Source organism: Embleya australiensis (assembly GCF_051903075.1).
Classification (GTDB): Bacteria; Actinomycetota; Actinomycetes; order Streptomycetales; family Streptomycetaceae; genus Embleya.
On record NZ_CP182422.1, the window covers coordinates 107094 to 123108 of the forward strand.

General features: G+C 72.0%; 8 protein-coding genes and 1 pseudogene. 2 read left to right on the forward strand and 7 right to left on the reverse strand.

Features of this window, described 5'->3' with window-relative positions; translation table 11 throughout:
• Positions 1-32: 32 nt before the first annotated feature.
• The 5 genes from ACMXN5_RS00455 to ACMXN5_RS00475 are packed head-to-tail and all read right to left on the reverse strand — an operon-like array spanning position 33 to position 9456.
• Positions 33-956: an NAD(P)-dependent oxidoreductase gene (locus ACMXN5_RS00455; RefSeq protein WP_439673428.1), complete on the reverse strand. Its 924-nt coding sequence runs from the start codon at positions 954-956 to the stop codon at positions 33-35.
• On the reverse strand, positions 946-1389 hold the full coding sequence (locus tag ACMXN5_RS00460; protein ID WP_439673429.1) for an ester cyclase: 444 nt from the start codon (positions 1387-1389) through the stop codon (positions 946-948). Before ACMXN5_RS00460 ends, ACMXN5_RS00455 begins: the two co-directional genes overlap by 11 nt.
• Before the next feature lie 10 nt (positions 1390-1399).
• Positions 1400-2854, reverse strand: coding sequence for an FAD-dependent oxidoreductase (locus tag ACMXN5_RS00465; protein ID WP_439673430.1), 1455 nt, complete (start codon positions 2852-2854; stop codon positions 1400-1402).
• Positions 2855-2857: 3 nt separating this feature from the next.
• Positions 2858-9217 carry an SDR family NAD(P)-dependent oxidoreductase gene (locus ACMXN5_RS00470; RefSeq protein ID WP_439673432.1) on the reverse strand — a complete coding sequence of 2120 codons (6360 nt, stop codon included), beginning with the start codon at positions 9215-9217 and terminating at the stop codon, positions 2858-2860.
• A gap of 20 nt (positions 9218-9237) precedes the next feature.
• Positions 9238-9456 carry a DUF5988 family protein gene (locus tag ACMXN5_RS00475; protein ID WP_439673433.1) on the reverse strand — a complete coding sequence of 73 codons (219 nt, stop codon included), beginning with the start codon at positions 9454-9456 and terminating at the stop codon, positions 9238-9240.
• Positions 9457-11229: 1773 nt separating this feature from the next.
• On the opposite strand from ACMXN5_RS00475, the pseudogene ACMXN5_RS00480 reads away from it, so the two are divergent.
• Positions 11230-11723, forward strand: a pseudogene (locus ACMXN5_RS00480) (low temperature requirement protein A); the annotation flags it as partial.
• Between the two features lie 252 nt (positions 11724-11975).
• Positions 11976-13385, forward strand: coding sequence for a tetratricopeptide repeat protein (locus ACMXN5_RS00485; RefSeq protein WP_439673434.1), 1410 nt, complete (start codon positions 11976-11978; stop codon positions 13383-13385).
• A 471-nt stretch (positions 13386-13856) separates the two neighbouring features.
• Here ACMXN5_RS00485 and ACMXN5_RS00490 read toward each other — a convergent pair whose 3' ends face one another.
• Both ACMXN5_RS00490 and ACMXN5_RS00495 read right to left on the reverse strand, forming a co-directional pair.
• Positions 13857-14729, reverse strand: coding sequence for a hypothetical protein (locus ACMXN5_RS00490; protein ID WP_439673435.1), 873 nt, complete (start codon positions 14727-14729; stop codon positions 13857-13859).
• A gap of 900 nt (positions 14730-15629) precedes the next feature.
• Positions 15630-15968 (reverse strand): MerR family transcriptional regulator, encoded by a 339-nt coding sequence (locus tag ACMXN5_RS00495; RefSeq protein ID WP_439673436.1) that lies wholly within the window; start codon positions 15966-15968, stop codon positions 15630-15632.
• Positions 15969-16015 lie beyond the last annotated feature (47 nt).

The window sequence follows — 16015 nt, forward strand, 5'->3', positions numbered from 1 at the left end:
TCGGTCCTTTGCCGTGAGGGGCGTCGCCGCGCTCAGTCGTCGGGACGGCCTCCGTCGGGTGGCGGCCCGTTGAGGAAGTCGAAGATTCCGCCGTTGTGCAGAGGGGGGGACCACCGGCGCGCGGTGCGCAGGAGTTCGGCCGCATGCGCGGTGACGGGCATGGGGCAGTTGGCGCCGCGTGCCAGTTGCAAGGCGGTGTCGAGGTCCTTGAGCAGGTGGTCGCGTGAACCGAAGGAGGCCGTGTTGCCCGGCGTCAGGAGCGGTTGCAGGACGCGCAGGAGCGGGGAATCGGCGAAGCCGCCTTCGAGGTACTCGGGCAGGCGGGCCGGGTCGATACCCGCGGCCGTGGCCAGGAGGGTGGCCTCTGCCAGGCCCCAGGAGGTGGCTGCCACGATGACTTGGTTGCACAGTTTCGCCGCCTGTCCGGCCCCGGTGGGACCGACGAGGGTGCGTCGGCCCGCGTACGGGGCGAGGAGGGGTTCCACGCGCTCGAAGTCGTCCCGGCTGCCGCCGGCCAGGACGGTGAGGGTTCCGGCTGCGGCCCCCTGGGGGCCTCCCGAGACCGGCGCGTCGATCCAGTGCGCGCCGGTCTCGCCGGCCAGGCGGGCGGCGATGTCCCGGGTGCTGTCCGGGGAGATGCTGGAGTGGTCGACCACGATCTTGTCCGGACCGGCGCCTTCCGCGAGTCCGCCGGGGCCGAAGGCCAATTCTCGAACGGCGTTTGCGTCGCTGACGCAGAGGATCGTCACGGTGGTCTCGCCCATGAGGGCCGCGGGATTGGCTGCTTCGCGTGCTCCCTCGGCGGTCAGGCCGCTCGACCGTCCCGGTGTCCTGTTCCATACGGTGTCCAGGCGCCCGAAGGCGGCCAGTCGCCGCGCGATGGCGGTGCCCAGGACGCCGAGGCCGATGAAGCCGACGGATTCCGCGGTGCGGGATGCGGGAGTCTCACTGGTCACGGGGCGCCTCGATCTGGCGGAGAACGCCGGCCCGGTCCCAGTGGGACCTTTCCCAGACGAAGCGGGCCTGGTCGTCGAAGCGGAAGGCGCTCATGCCCTGCTTGGTGAAGCGGCTGCCCGGCCGCGAGTTCGGGCTGAGTTCGGCGAAGACGCCGTGGACCACCGCGGACAGCTCCCACATGACGGCGGAGTGTCCGTCGCCTTCCAACTGCGCGAGGAGGGTGATCTTCTGGTCGCCTACCGCCTGGAACCAGCGGATGGCCGCTTCACGGATGTCGTGTGCTCCACGGGTGACCATGCCCATGGCGACGTCTTCCACCACGGCGTCCGGGGCGAAGCAGGAGACGTACATCTCCACGTCGCCGTCGGCGATCGAGGCGGCCCACTTGCGGTAGGTGTCCGCGTGTTCGTCGAATGCATGCTGATGCGACATGCCGGTCCTCTCAATTCTTTACGGCGGGGTTGATGGCGGCGAGAAGCCGTTCGGCGCGGCGGAGGTCCTTCGCGGTTCCGCGTGCCGCGACGTATCCGTCGGGGCGGACCAGGAGGAACTCGCGGCGTCGACGGGGAACGTGGTGGCGGCCGACGAGGGGGGCGTGGCGCCGGGCCACGGCGTCGGCGGCCCGGTGCAGGGGGCTGTCGGTGGGACCGGAGGTGGCCAGCAGGAGCCGGTCGGACATACTGCCGGCGGGCCGTGTCGCCCAGTGGGGTGCCGGCAGTCCCGCGCCTCGGGATGCCGACGGGCAGCCCACAGGGGTCGCGGGAAAGCGGATGCGCTGCCCCGCCACCCTGGCGGCATACCAGCCGAGGGCTCGGCGGCTCCTGTGCGCGATGTTGAGCACGACGTTGCGCAGGCCGCTCCAGGGCGGCGGAGCGAGAGCGACGCGGGTCAGGACGCCGGTGGTCTTGATGACCTGTCGCGCCGCGGCGATGCGCTCGGGGCCGTAGGTGTCCAGGATCGCGTCGTCGAGCCTGCCGCTGATGACGCCGGCGAGCTTCCAGGCCAGGTTGCGGACGTCCTGCAGTCCCAGGTTCAGGCCTTGCCCGCCGACCGCCGAGTGGGTGTGGGCCGCGTCCCCCACGAGCAGGACGCGCCCGATCCGCATGCGCTCGACGACGCGCTCGGCAGAGCTGAAGGTGGTGAACCCCTGGAAGCGGTCCATCCGCAGGCCTTCGGGGCCGCGGGTGTCCAGCATTTCCTGGATGAGGTGTTCGGTGGCCTCCTGGCCCTCGTGGGTGCTTCCGGAGACCCTGACGCAGCCGCCCGGAAGCGGAACGATGACCAGGCCCCCTCGCGAGGTGAAGTAGTAGGACGGCGCGGTGGGCACGGACTCGCCGGTGAGTCGGCCTTCGGCCAACGCGAACCGGATGGGTAGGGCGTTGCCGGGGAAGGTGATGCCGAGCAGTTCGCGCACCGTGCTGTGTACTCCGTCGGCGCCGACGAGCCACTGCGTGCGCAGGTGTTCCTCTCGGCCCGCGTCGTCGCGTACGACGACTTCGATCGTGTCGTGCGCCTGGGTCAGGGCGATCAGCCGTCGTCCCCGTTCCACGGTGCCTCCCGCTTTGCCCACGGCTTGTTCGAGGAGGGCGTCCGTGCGGGCTTGGGGCAGGACGAGAGGGGACTGCTCGGGGGTCAGTGGGATGCGCGCGAGGCGTCCGTGGTCGCCGAAGTAGTCGAGGCGGTCGGGTCGGTGGGCGAGGGCGCGCGCCGCGTCCAGTACCTCCAAGTCGTCCAGGACCGCTTGGGCGGGAGGCCAGAGCATGATGGCCTTGGAACCCTGGGAGGGCACGGACGATGCTTCGAACAGCCTCACCCGGATCCCGCGGCGCAGGAGTTGGGCCGCGGTGGCCAGGCCGCACGGGCCGGCGCCGACGATCACGACGTGGGCGGAGTCCATCGTTCAGTTCCCGCTTTCGATCGGGGGCAGGCGGTCGGTGAGGAGTTCCGCGAGGGCGGCGGGCGTGGGGTGCGTCCACAGGATCGAGGTGGGCAGTTCGACGTGGAACTCGTGGGCGATGTGGTTGCGGAGCTGGATCGCCAGGAGCGAGTCCAGTCCCAGCTCGACGAACGGGGTGTTGGCGTCGACGGTGTCCGGAGGGCAGCGCAGGACGGCCGCGGTGTGGTCGGCGATCCGCTCGTGGAGTAGTCGTGCGCGTCCGGCGGGGTCGGCGCAGGCGGCCCATTCGGTGAGGAACGTGCCGGTGTCCTCGGTGGCGTCGTCGGTGGCGGGCATCGCCGCGTAGTAGGCGAGGTGGGCCGCGTCCGGGTGCAGGCCCAGGCGCAGTTCGAGGTCGGGGGGTGCGTGGATGACGCGGGCGCGGGAGGAGCGGGTGAGGATCTTCTCCATCGCGTCGATTCCCTCGGCGGGGGTGATCAGGGTGTAGCCGAGGGATTCGAGGTGGACGGCGCGTCCGTGTTCGCCCCAGGGTCCCCAGACGATGCTGGTGGCGGGCAGGTCGTGGGCGCGCCGCCACGAGGTGAACTCGTCCAGCCACGAGTTCGCCGCGGCGTAGCAGGTCTGTCCGGGTTGGCCGATGACGGCGGCGACGGAGGTGAAGGAGATCCACCAGTCCGGGGGTGTGGTCCTGGTCGCCTCGTGGAGGTGCCAGGCTCCCAGGGCCTTGGAGTTCCAGACCCGTTCGAGTTGGGGGGTGTCGACGTTGTCGAGGATGGCGTCCTCGACAACGGCGGCGCCGTGGACGATGCCGCGCAGCGGGAGGCCGGTGGACTCGGCGGCGGTGACGAAGCGGGTGGCGGTCTGCGGGTCGGCGATGTCGCCGAGGACGACGATGACGTGGACGCCCTGGGTGGTGAGTTTCTCGATGACCTGTGTGGCGCGTTCGTTGGGTTCGGAGCGGCCGCCCAGGACGATGGCTTGTGCTCCTTGTCCTGCCAGCCAGTTCGCCACGTCCAGGCCCAGGCCGCCCAGGCCGCCGGTGATCAGGTAGCAGCTTCGGGGCTGGACGGGTCGGACGTCCCGGGGGGTGACGGGCAGGTCGGTGCTTCCGTCGGTGGGCCAGGTGAGGCCGAGGTTGCCGATGTGGCGGGCGGAGGCCATGGTCTGGAAGACGGCCGAGGCCTGGGATACGGGGGCGAGTTCCATCGGCAGGGGCGGGAGGGCTCCGGTGGTGTACTCGTGGGCGATCTCTTGGGTGAGGGTGCCGATGAGGTCGGGGGCCGTTTGCATGAGCAGCGCGATGTCGACGCTGCTGAAGGTGATGTTGCGGCGGAACGGGAGCAGTCCCAGGCGGGTGTTCTCGTAGATGTCGCGCTTGCCGATCTCGATGAACCTGCCTTCGCGGGCGAGGAGGTCCAGGCCCGCGGCCTGGGCGGGGCCGGTGAGGGAGTTGAGGACGACGTCGACGCCTTGTCCGGCGGTGGCGTGGCGGACCTGCTCCGCGAAGTCGAGGCTGCGGGAGTCCATCACGTGGTGGACGCCGAGACCGCGCAGGTATTCGCGTTTGGTTTCCGTTCCGGCGGTGGCCAGGACTTCCGCCCCCAGGTGGCGGGCGACGTTGAGCGCGGCGAGTCCGACGCCGCCGGTCGCGGAGTGGATCAACACCCGGTCGCCTTCGCCGAGGTGCCCGAGGTGACGTAACCCGTACCAGGACGTGAGGTAGGCGATCGGGAGGCCGGCGGCGTGGTCGAGGTCCTGCTGTCGGGCCAGGGGAATCGCCCAGTCGGCGCGCACGGTGGCGCGCGAACACATCAGTGTGCCGTCGTCGTTGGACCAGCACACGGGCACGGCGACCAGGTCTCCGACGGCGGGGTTTCGGACGTCGGGGCCGACGGCGGTGACGGTGCCGGCTCCGTCGAAGACCGCCGGTTGGGCTATGTCGGCGTCGGCGTGCAGTTGGTCGAAGGTGCCGACGGCCTTGAGGACGTTGACGAAGTTCAGGCTGGTGGAATGCAGTTGGACCTGGATTTCTCCGGGGCCGGGCGGCTGGGGGGCGAGTGCTTCCAGGTGCAGGCCGTCGAGGGTCTTGGTCCGTCCGCGCAGCAGACTCGCGCCGTCGCGGGCCCAGTCGACGCGGCGCCGGATGCGGTCATCGGTCCCGAGGGGGTTGTGCGTGAGGTGGGCGAGGTGGCGGGTGTGGTCGCGGTAGGCGATGTCGTCGTCGGTTTCGGGGCAGGCGAGGAGTTCTCGCGCGAGTTCCTGGGGGGTGGTCGCCTGGTCGACGTCGAGGTGGGTGGGGTGCAGGGCGGAGTGTTCCAGGGCCATGACGCGCAGCGCGCCGCGCAGGCCGGCTCCGGCGAGGTTGGGGGTGTCGTCGGGCAGGACGTGTTGCGTGTTGCGGGTGAGGACCCACAGTCGCGGCTTCGGCTGGTCGTCGTCGCGGCCGATGAGGGCCTGGGCCAGGCGGATCAGGTGCCGCACGTTGGTGCGGGCACGGACCGCGGGGCCGGGGATGTCGTCGAGGGAGGGCAGGTACACGACGGCGTGTGCGGGGTCGTGCAGATCGGCGATGGTGTCGGCGGTCATGGGGTGCAGGACCGCCTGGGCTCCGTGCGCCTGGAGGGCGGACTTCACCTCGCGTGCCTCGACTGCGCGGTCGGCCTCGTGGCACAGGTGCCAGCCTCCCGTGGCGGACGTGTCGGATGTGGCGGACGTGTCGGCTGGAAGGGGGGCTTCCTGCCAGGTCACGTCGAGGGTGCGGTGGTCGAAGACGTCTTCGGCGCTTTGCAGGGGCACGGTGACGCATCGGATGGAGTCGGCTTCGGCGAGGACGGTTCCGGTGGTGTCGGTCAGGACGCACCGGGCCGTGCAGGAGTGGTCGCCGCTGTCGGTGAGTTCGACGTGGCAGTGGGCCGCGGCGGTGGTGTCGCCCAGGACCCTGACCCGTCCCAGGCGGCGCGGGACCAGCCCGCCGGGTGGAACGACACGGGAGGCCAGCCAGGTGCTGCCCACGGCCTGGAGACAGATGTCCAGGAGGATCGGGTGGAGGTGGAGGGAGCGCGTGCCGGCGTGGCCGGTCGGGGGCAGCGTCACGTCCGCCAGGGCGGTGGGGGTGGGCCGGTCGTGGAGCAGGCGCAGGCGTTCGATGCCGCAGAACGCCGGTCCGTGGGTGATGCCGCGGTCTTCCCTCATGCGTCGGTACAGCTCGGCCGGTTCGATGTCGGTGGCGGGCGCGGCCAGGAGCGCGGGGATGTCGACCGCCTCCGGCGGCGGGGCGTCGGTGATGTGGTGCAGTTCCGCGTTCGCGTACGGCTTGGGGGTGCCGTCGGGGTCGGGGGCGGTCACTTCCCACGCGGCCGTCGCGGGCCCGAGGGTGGTCGCGACCGCGGTCACCTCGCGTTCCTCGCCCAGGGGCAGCATGCGATGAAGGTCCAGGTCGCGGACTTCGACGGTGTGCGGGTCGGCGGCGAACACGTCGCCGGCGCAGGCGATGGCCATCTCGGTGTAGGCGGCGCCGGGCAGGACCGGGACGTCGTTGACGCGGTGTTCGTCCAGCCACGGCAGGGTGGTGCGGGTGAGGGTCTTCTGCCACAGGTGGCGCCGGGTGTCGTCCGGGTCGGTCAGGTGGGGGCCGGTCAGGGGGTGGCCTCCGGTGGCGGCCGGTGTCGTCGCGTCGCGCAGGGGCGAGGGGTCGATGACGTGCCGGGTGCGTTCCCAGCTCATCCCGGGCACGTCGGCGAGTTCGCCCGTTCCGTAGCGGGTGTGCCAGTCGACCGTGTGGCCCGCGCAGTGCATGGAGGCGACCTGGACGAGGAAGTCGGTGGGGTCGTGGGTGTCGCGGTGGAGGGAGGCGAATACCTCGGCGGGATCCTGGCCCAGGGAATCGACGGTGGCGTGCACCGCGTGGGTCAGGACAGGGTGCGGACTGATCTCCAGGAAGCGCCGGTAACCGTCCTCGACGGCGGCCCGGACCGCGGACGCCAGGAGAACGGGACGGCGCTGGTTGGCGGTCCAGTAGTCCGCGTCGAGCGGTACCTCGCCGCGCGCGTCGTCGTGGACGGTGGTGTAGAAACGGGCCGTCGGCGACTGCGGTGCGAGCGCGGTGAGGCCGGCCCGCAACTCGTCCAGGATCGGGTCCATGTGGGCGGTGTGCGCGGCGATGTCGACGTTGACGAACGTCGCCGCGACGCCGTCCTTCTCCCAGGCGTGGACCAGTGATTCGACGGCGGCTGCGTCTCCCCCGATCACGGTCGTCTGCGGGGAGGCGACGACGGCGACGCTCACTCCCTCGACGTGGTTTCGGGCGATCTCGGCTTCGACGTCGGCGCGGGGCAGTTCGACGGAGGCCATGCGGCCGATGCCGGCGGCGCGCAGGTTCAGCCGGGATCGGTGGCAGATGACGCGGGTTCCCTCTTCCGGGGACAGCGCGCCGGCGACCACCGCCGCGGCCACCTCTCCCATGGAGTGCCCGATCACCGCGGCCGGCCGTACGCCGTGGTCCGCCCACATCGCGCACAGCGCGACCTGGATGGCGAAGAGGGTGGGCTGCACCCGGTCCATGCCCTCGACGAGTTCGGTGCCGGCCAGGATCTCGCGCAGGGAGAACCCGGACTCGGCCGCGACCAGCGGCTCGAGCCGGTCGATGACCCGGGTGAACGTCCGGTCGTGGTCCAGCAGTTCGCGGCACATGCCGGCCCACTGGGAGCCGTGTCCGGAGAACAGGAACACCGTGTCGGTGTCGGTGTCGGAGGCGGCGGTGCCCGTCGCCGTCGCGGTGTCGACGGACCCGTCGGCGGCAGCGGTGAGCCGATCGACGAGTTCCCCTCGGGTGCGGGCGACGACGGCCGTGCGCTCACGCAGATGGGAGCGTCGCAGGGCGAGGGTGTGGGCCACGTCCGCCAGGGGCACGTCGGCGCCGTCGCCGGTGAGCCATTCGGCGAGGCGGCGGGCCGCGATGTCGACCGCGGGACGGGTGGCCGCCGAGAGCACGAACGCCATCGGCTCGGGGTCGGTGCTCTCGCGCCGCGCGGGGTCGGATCCGGGCGTGGCGTGGCGGGGGCGGCTCGGGGCCGGCGGGGGCTGCTCGACGATCAGGTGGACGTTGGCCCCGGTGACGCTGAGGGAGGAGACCGCCGCGAGGCGGGAGGTGTGTGTCCTGGGCCAGGGTGTGACTTCGGTGGGGACGAAGAACCGGGTGCCCGCAGGGTCGATCTCGGAATTCCATTGGTGGAAACGGAGGTTCGGCGGGATCTGCCCCCGGTTGACGGCGAGGAGCGCCTTGAGGAGTCCGGCGAGACCGGCCACCGGTTCGGTGTGCCCGATGTTCGTCTTGACCGATCCCAGAGCGCAGTTCCCGGTGCCGGCGCCGTAGGTCCGGGCGAGGGCGCGGAATTCCAGCGGGTCGCCCACCTCGGTGCCGGTTCCGTGCGCCTCCACCAGGCCGATGTCGGCGGGGCTGACGTCCGCGGCGCGCAGGGCCTGGCGGCACACGTCGATCTGCGCGTCGCTGGAGGGGGCGGTCAGGCGGGTGGAACGGCCGCCGTTCTGGTTGACCGCGGAACTGCGGATCACGCCCAGGATGCGGTCGCCGTCGCGAACGGCGTCGGACAACCGCTTGAGGACCAGGACGACACAGCCTTCCCCGCGTACGTAGCCGTCGGCGGCCTCGTCGAAGGAATTGCAGTGTCCGGTGGGTGAGAAGAACGACCAGCGGGCGGGGGGCACGGACTCCTCGGGGCCGAGGATGAGTACGCCGGCACCGGCGAACGCGATGTCGGCGTCCCCGTTTTTGAGTCCCTGGCAGGCGGAGTGCACGGCCACGAGCCCGGAGGAGCAGCCGGCTTCCACGGTCATCTGGGGACCCTGCAGGTCGAGGAGGAACGCTATGCGGCCGGCGGCCATGGAGTGCAGGCTGCTGTTCATCGCGTAGGCGTCGATCTCCTCGAGCGGGCGTTGGGCGCGCAGGAGGTATTCCTTGTTGTAGATGCCGAAGTACGTTCCCACCGGCTTGCCCGCCAGGGATCGGGGCGGGATTCCCGCGTGCTCGGCCGCCACCCAGAACGTCTCGGCGAGGAGCCGGTGGTGGGGGTCGACCCAGTCGGCCTCGTGGGCGTTGATGCCGAAGAACGCCGGGTCGTAGGCGTAGACGTCCTCGTCCAGGAACGCGCCCCACTTCAGGCGGGCGGCAACCTCGGGCGGGAGCCCGGAGATCTCCTCCTGGGTCCACCGGTCGTCGGGGACCTCCCGGACGGTGTCCCGCTTGTCGGCGAGGAGTTGCCAGAAGGAAGTCGGGGAGTCGACGCCCCCGGGCAGCCGACAACCGGCTCCGATCACTGCCAGGTGCTGTTCATCGGGCTGCTTCACCAGTGCTCCTTGAGGAATAGTCATTCGGCGATGGCTGTGGTGTACGACCATGCGTAGATCGGTACCGATACGCCGTCGACGGACTCGGACCGCCCGGTGGCGGTGAAGTGTTCGTTGTTTCCGCCGTGGGCGACGATGACCCGCTCGGTGTCGACGGCAACGCAGGCTGCGGCCTTGCGGACCCCTTCCAGGTCCGCGGGGCAGTCGCGAAGGACGACCAACCTGGGGATGTTGCTCATTGCGCCTCCCTGGGGCTTGTGGCTGGCCGGGCGCGGACGAGTGGAGGGCGCGCTCGCGGCCGGTGGGCGCCGCTGCGGTGTCTCCTCGACGGGCGCCGTGCGCAGAAGGTGATGACCTTCTCCGCAGGGGTGTCGGCCTGCATGGTCATCACGTCCGCTCCTCCGGGCGGTGGTTGCAACGACCGACCGGGACCGGTCTGCGCACCAGGGCGCCTGTCCGGTACACCCGGAAAGGAACCCGGCCCGGCCGCGCGATGAGTGAACGCGTTGAACGCTTGCGCGCTTGTGAATTACGTGAGTTCGCGATCTCCCGAACCGATCGCCGGGCGGACACGGCGCAACACCCGGTGCGGGGGCGGCCGGCGCGTCGCGATCGGCACTCGCACATCTCGGCGCCACACCTTCGGGTCGTGCGCGCGGTGCGCGGGTGCCTTCGAGGCCGGCGTTGCACCCGTGCCGATTTCCGCGGTTGCCCGGCGATGCCGAGAACGCCGCCGGATTGCCGACCACCCGACCCCCCGGCGGCCACGGGGCAACCCGCACACCCGCGCACCGGCCCCGGAGGTGCCGTGAAGGCGAACGGGCGCGGACCCGTTGGCGCGTTGCGGCAACGCTTTGCGTCCCGCGAGAAGGCCGCGGCCCGACGTCGACGTGCGGATCCCCGGCCGGCCGGCGAAAGTCCTCCACACCTCGCGCGGGAACACGCCGGCATACCCGGCGCGCCGGGTGCGTTCGAGCGGCCGGGCGACGCCGTGTTCGACATCGATACGCGTACGCCGGCGGGGCCTTCGGGCACGGCTGCCGCCGCAGGGCGTTACGCGGGGCACGGTAGCTGGGTACGCAACCGAGGGCAGCTGGGGCGATCGCAGCTCCCGAGGGCGCCCGCCGGAACGTCACCGGCGACCATGAGATTCGTCGGAACCCCCGCCTCCACGACCGGCGATGGACCATGTCGGCGAGGCGTTGGGGGTCTCCCGCCATGGCCGTTGTCCGCGGCGGCGACCGCGTCTCGGACGCGTGCGCGACTTTGCGAGGCTCGGTTTCCGAGAGCGTGCGGCTGGGAGGCGAGCGTTGGGATCGGCGGGGCCGATAGCGGTGGTCGGTGCGCGGAAGGCGGCGGCCTCGCCCGAATGTGGGGAGCCCGGGCCCGGTCGACGCCGGTCACACACGAAGGCGGTCGGAGGCCGAGGTGGCCGCAGCGGGAGCGGACGGCCTCCGCGTCCCCCGGGGTTCGACCGGGGTGTTCCATCGCGGCGGGGTCGAGTCCGACGGCCGCTACCCTCCCGGGCGATGCCGCGCGGCCTCGACCGGCAACGCCGCGGGCCGGCGCTCGGCGCGGGTGCGAGGCGCACTGGGGGTCTCGGCCTCCGACCCGGGCACGTCGTCCGGCGGTCGGGGTGGGGCGGTTCGCCAGTCCCACCCGGCGAGGCAGGCAAGTGACAGAGGATCCTCCATAGGGAAACCATACGATTGGTTTGATCCATGATGGCCGCGCCGCACCGGACGCCTCGGGCAAGCACCCGGCCATGCGGGCCACGAACGGTGTCGAGGCTTGCGACGGCTCCGCTCCGTCCTCGCCGCAGGTCCCGTCGACCGCCGCCCGACACCGGCTCCCGATCACCCACCCACGTGGTCGTCGACAACCCTGTATGACGAACTCGGAAACGATGGCGCCGTGAACGCTCCCCAGGACACCGGCAACGCCGGCAAGCGCGCACGGCCGCGACGACTGACTCCCATGACGGTCGCGACCCACAGGAACACGGTCGGGTCTCCCTCGGCCTGCCCGCGATGTTTCACTCGGTCGACGAGGGCGGACACCTCGAACCGCGCGTCATGGTGCTGGGCTACGTCGTGATGCGGCTCGCGATGGTGCCGCGGTGGTGGCGTGTGACCCGAGAGTGCCGGCCGCCGTCTTCGCCGTCTTCGCCGCGTTCGTCGTGCTCGGAACGCTGGAGCTCGCGCTGCCGGTTGGCTCGGAAAGGGTGCTCACCCAGGGCAGCGCGGGAGGGACCCCGTGGCATCCCCGCCATGTGGCCGAACGGTACGGGTTGCTCACGATCATCGTTCTGGGCGAGGGCGTCGTCGGCACCGTCGCCTCCTCCGGTGAGTTTTTCGGCGGAGCCGACGGAACACACCGGAGCGGGAACGCAATCGCCGTCGTGATCGCCGGCGTCGGACTGACCTACGGCATGTGGTGGGTGTACTTCGCCACGCCCTTCGGTGACGTTCTGGTGCTCCGCCGCAACCGCGAATACCTCTTCGGCAGGCGGTGGGCCGACTCGACCGGCCCCGGGCTGTCGCAGGTGTCCGACGCGCGACAGGCACCAAAACCGGGCACCGGCCCGGCGGGAACGGCGACGCGAAGTCGGCAACCGGCCCCACGCGCGCCGCGCCGGCAAAGACGTCGCCGAACCTTCCGTCCCGCATCGCCCAAGCGGTGGTGACGACCATTGCGCCCGCAACACGCCAGTGGAACACTTCGGTCAAACCGGATACCGGCGTCCCCGGGGGTGGGCATGTCGAACCGCGAGCCCAACGTACGTCTCGCCGCGCTGCTGACCGAGGCCGACTGGAGCGCAGCAACCCTCGCCCACCAGGTCAACACGGCGGGCGCCGCGCACGGCGTGACCCTGACATACAACCGCTCGACCGTCGCGCACTGGCTCGGTGGATCCAGACCACGCCACCCGGTCCCCGCCCTGGTCGCCTCCGTCCTCAGCCGACGCTGCGGCCGACTGATCACACCACAGGAGACCGGCCTCGTGCCCACACCCGCACACGCACCGCCGATTGCGGACCGGGCGCGCGGGCCGGGCGCGGCCGGGCGCCTGACCGACCTGTGTCGCGCCGACGTCGACCCCGCCCGCCGCGCCGAGACCGCCCGAACCGTCTTCAGCCCCACGGATCCCCACCGGCCGCCCCGGGAGCACCCCGGACCGGCGGCCCGCCCGAAGCCGTTCGTCCGGCTCGATTCCGGGCGCAGGACCACAGCCGTCGATTCCTGCACCACACGCGAGATGACACAGACGTTCGCCGACCTCGCCGCCCGCCACGGCGGCCGACGGGCCCGAACCTGGCTGGGCCTCTACCTCGCCGAGGACGCCGGCCACCTGCCCGACGCCTGCGCCTCGCACGACCTACGAAGGCAACTGCTCGTCGACGTCGCACAACTGGCCCACCTGCTCGCCGACATGACGGCCGACTCCGGCCACCCCGGACTCGCCCGCAAGTACTTCGAGGCCTCCCTCGACCTCGCCGACGAAGCCCGCAACGACCGCATGCACGCGATCACCCTGCGCGCCATGAGCGTCCAGGCCATGCGCCTGGGACACCACGACCACGCCTTCGAACTGGCCGACGCGGCAGTGACCCGAGCCGGCGCCGCCTGCGACCACCCCGTCATGGCGTTCCTGCTCACCCAACGCGCACACACCGCGGCCATCACCGGACGAGCAGGACCCGCCCGAACGGACCTGGCCGCAGCCGAACGCCACCTCGACCGCTCCCAGGCCGCCCCGCCCGGCGCGTTCACCACCTACACCCCCGCAGCACTGCACTTCCGCAGCGGACAAACGTTCCGAGCCCTCGGCGACCCCGCCAACGCCCTCACGTCGCTCCAGGCCGCACGCCATCGCACCCCGCCCAGCCGACGAGCCACCGCACTCACCGAGGCAACCATCGCCGAGACCCTCGCCGACATGGGGCACCTGGAAACCGCCTGCTCCCACTGGAACCTCTTCCTCGACCTGTACCCCCACCTGGACTCCTCCGAGGTCGAGCACGCCCGCACGCGCATGCGCCAAGCGCTGCGTCGCTTCCCGCGTCAGCAGCACTCGACCCCACTGCGCAGACGCGACCGCGCCCTGAGCGCCCTCACCACGGCCCCCGACCTGCGAGCCCCGCCGATCCCGACATCCGACCCCTGACCGACCCCGGCCCGAGCCCCCTGCCCGGTCGAAGCAGGCCACCCCCACGCCACCGACGAGGGCGGGCCGGGCCCTCGACGCCCTCCCGAGAGAGGCCGTCCGCAGAGCACTGACGACTCCACGACCAGGAGCAGGCGGGCGAAGCCGTCGGCCGAGCGATCGCAGCGCTGGACGTGCTCGGCATGCCCTGAACGTGAGTGTGGGCGGTGGGGCCGGCCGGTGGGTGGAAGGGGTTACTCACGATGAACCCCATATCCGGGCCGCGCGCCCGTCGGGGTGCGCATCCGCCCCCTACGGCCCGGACACCCGGGCCCGTCCTGTCGTTTCCCGGCGCGACGGGGCGGCCGGTCCCTCGAACCACACGGGCCGGTACGGATCCCGCGCACGGCACGTCCGGGGTCACGCGCGGGCGGCCTCGGGAGGTGTGTCCGGTGGCGCGGTGGTCCGCCGCGCCACCGGGTGTGGGTCCGGTCAGGGGCAGGTGGCGAGGACGATCGAGACGACGGTGCAGGTGGCGGTGGCGCTGTCGTTGGCCGCGTTGTTGTCGGTGGGGGTGGAGGCGGTGCGGGTGGCGGCGACGGTGACGTGGCCGAGGGACAGGATCCCGATCGGCAGGCGGAACGTGGAGGTCGCGCTCGCCCCGTTCGTGATGGCGCCGTAGGTGCAGGTGACGGTGCCGGGGATGGAGGTGCAGCCGGTGGAGAGGTTGGTGGCGGTCTTCCCGGCGGGCAGGGTCGCGGTCAGGGTGGCAGCGGTGACGTCGCCGGGGCCGTTGTTGTGGGCGGTGACGGTGTAGGAGAGGTACGGGACGAGGATGCCCAGGTGGGGCAGCGCGGCCACCGACACGCCCAGGTCCGCGTTCGCGGCGGTGACGGTGGTGTTCTCGGAGTCGGTGCCGATGACGCAGCAGTCGTTGAAGAACGCGTTCGCGGTGACGGTGCCGGCCGCGGTGGGCAGCACGGTCACGGTGACGGTGCCGTTGTTGATTCCGCCGGTCTGGCCGTCGCACGCCACCGTGGTGCCGGTCGTGGCCACGCAGTCCAGGTCGGGGTTCGAGGAGGTGACGGCGGTGACGGTCGCGGTCGCACCGGTCAGGGTGATCGAGGCGTCGGTGACGTTGCGCAGGCCCGTGTAGGCGACGGTGTAGGTGTAGGGGGTGCCGACCGGGACGGGGTCGGCCGAGTCGGTGATCGTCACGTACGCGTCGGCGTGCGCGGGCGTCACCGTGGCCACGACGCCGGCGGCGGCCAGTAGGAATGCGGCGGCCAGGATCCGCAATCGGCCCCACCGCCGGGGCGGCGGGGCGTGCGAATCGCGCGGGACGGATGGGATCAAGGTGTTCATGGGTACCCCCCTGTTCGGCGCCGTCCCGGTCCGGGCCGTCGACCCGGGACACCCGCGACGGCGCGACACAGCCGACGCACCCCACCGGCGGACACCGGACCGGCCTCGGCCCGAACCCGCCCACACGCGCCGACCACGTCTCCCACACTGACCGTTCGCCGCCCCCGCGGCCAGCGACCTCCCGGCCACGCCCCCGACGCAAACCGGCCGGGCCCGACACCGGCGCCAACCGACCACCGCCCGCCGGCCCCCACCGCACCGCCCGATCGCGGGCGTCCGCGCACGAGGACCCACCCGGCCGGAGCGGTCGACACCGGGGACGCCGGACGGGCCTCGGCCCAAGCCCACGGGTGTGCGAGGCGGGGCGTGCCGGCCGGGGCCGGATTTCCGAGGCGTGTTCGCCTCGTTCGGGTGAAACACGCCCGCCCAGGCCTCGGGCGCCGGCACCGTGGGCGGGTGTCCTTTTCGTGGGGTCCACACTTTCGCCTCGCGGTGTGGTGTGGTGTGCGGGCTGTGCCCCGCGGGCGGGGAGGGGAACGGCTCCGACCGCGTGTGCGGTCGGAGCCGTTCCGGTTCGTCGCGCGGGCCATCGGTGGGGGGATCACCGGTGGCCCGCGGACGAGTCCATGCCGCCTCGCCCCGCCGGATCCGATGGTGATGGTCTCGATCCGTCGATCGAACGGCCCCGTCGACTCCGGGTCCGGGCGCGGCAGGCCGGGCGTGAGGTCGTTGAGTCCGACGGCGGGAAGAGGATCACTTTGGTCGTCGAGGGGTGTGCTCGCGCCCGGATTCTCGGTTCCGTTGCCGCCGGGGGTGAAGTCGCCCGGAACGCCGGGCGTTTCGGGCGGGGTGTGCGGGCGGCGTCCGTGCGGCCGATGGGGGTACGGGTCCCGGTCGTCTTCAGGCGGCGGCCGTGGGGTTCGCCGCTTCGAGGGTGGGGCGGTGTGCGGCGTTGAGGCGCCGGGCTTGTTCGAGTCGGTTCTCGAGGGTGACGATGCGGCAGGCGGCCTCGATGGAGGCCCCTCGGTCGGCGAGTTCCCGGGCGCGGGCCGCGATGCGCAGCTGGTGGCGGGAGTAGCGGCGGTGTCCGCCGGCGGAGCGCCGCAGGGTGATGAGGCCGGTCTGCTCGATCGCGCGCAGGAAGCCGGGGGTGGTGCCGAGGAGTTCGGCGGCGAGGCCGGTGGTGTAGGCGGGGTGGTGGTCGTCGTCGAGACGGCTGTGCGGGTCGTCTGCCGTCATCGCACCTCTCTGTCCGTCCGTGTCCGGTCGTGGAGTTGCACGTGGAG

Coding starts and splice junctions, on each gene's coding strand:
- ACMXN5_RS00465 (WP_439673430.1), bottom strand. CDS start 2,854: ATGGACTCCGCCCACGTCGTGATCGTCGGCGCCGGCCCGTGCGGCCTG.
- ACMXN5_RS00485 (WP_439673434.1), top strand. CDS start 11,976: ATGTCGAACCGCGAGCCCAACGTACGTCTCGCCGCGCTGCTGACCGAG.
- ACMXN5_RS00460 (WP_439673429.1), bottom strand. CDS start 1,389: ATGTCGCATCAGCATGCATTCGACGAACACGCGGACACCTACCGCAAG.
- ACMXN5_RS00475 (WP_439673433.1), bottom strand. CDS start 9,456: ATGAGCAACATCCCCAGGTTGGTCGTCCTTCGCGACTGCCCCGCGGAC.
- ACMXN5_RS00495 (WP_439673436.1), bottom strand. CDS start 15,968: ATGACGGCAGACGACCCGCACAGCCGTCTCGACGACGACCACCACCCC.
- ACMXN5_RS00490 (WP_439673435.1), bottom strand. CDS start 14,729: ATGAACACCTTGATCCCATCCGTCCCGCGCGATTCGCACGCCCCGCCG.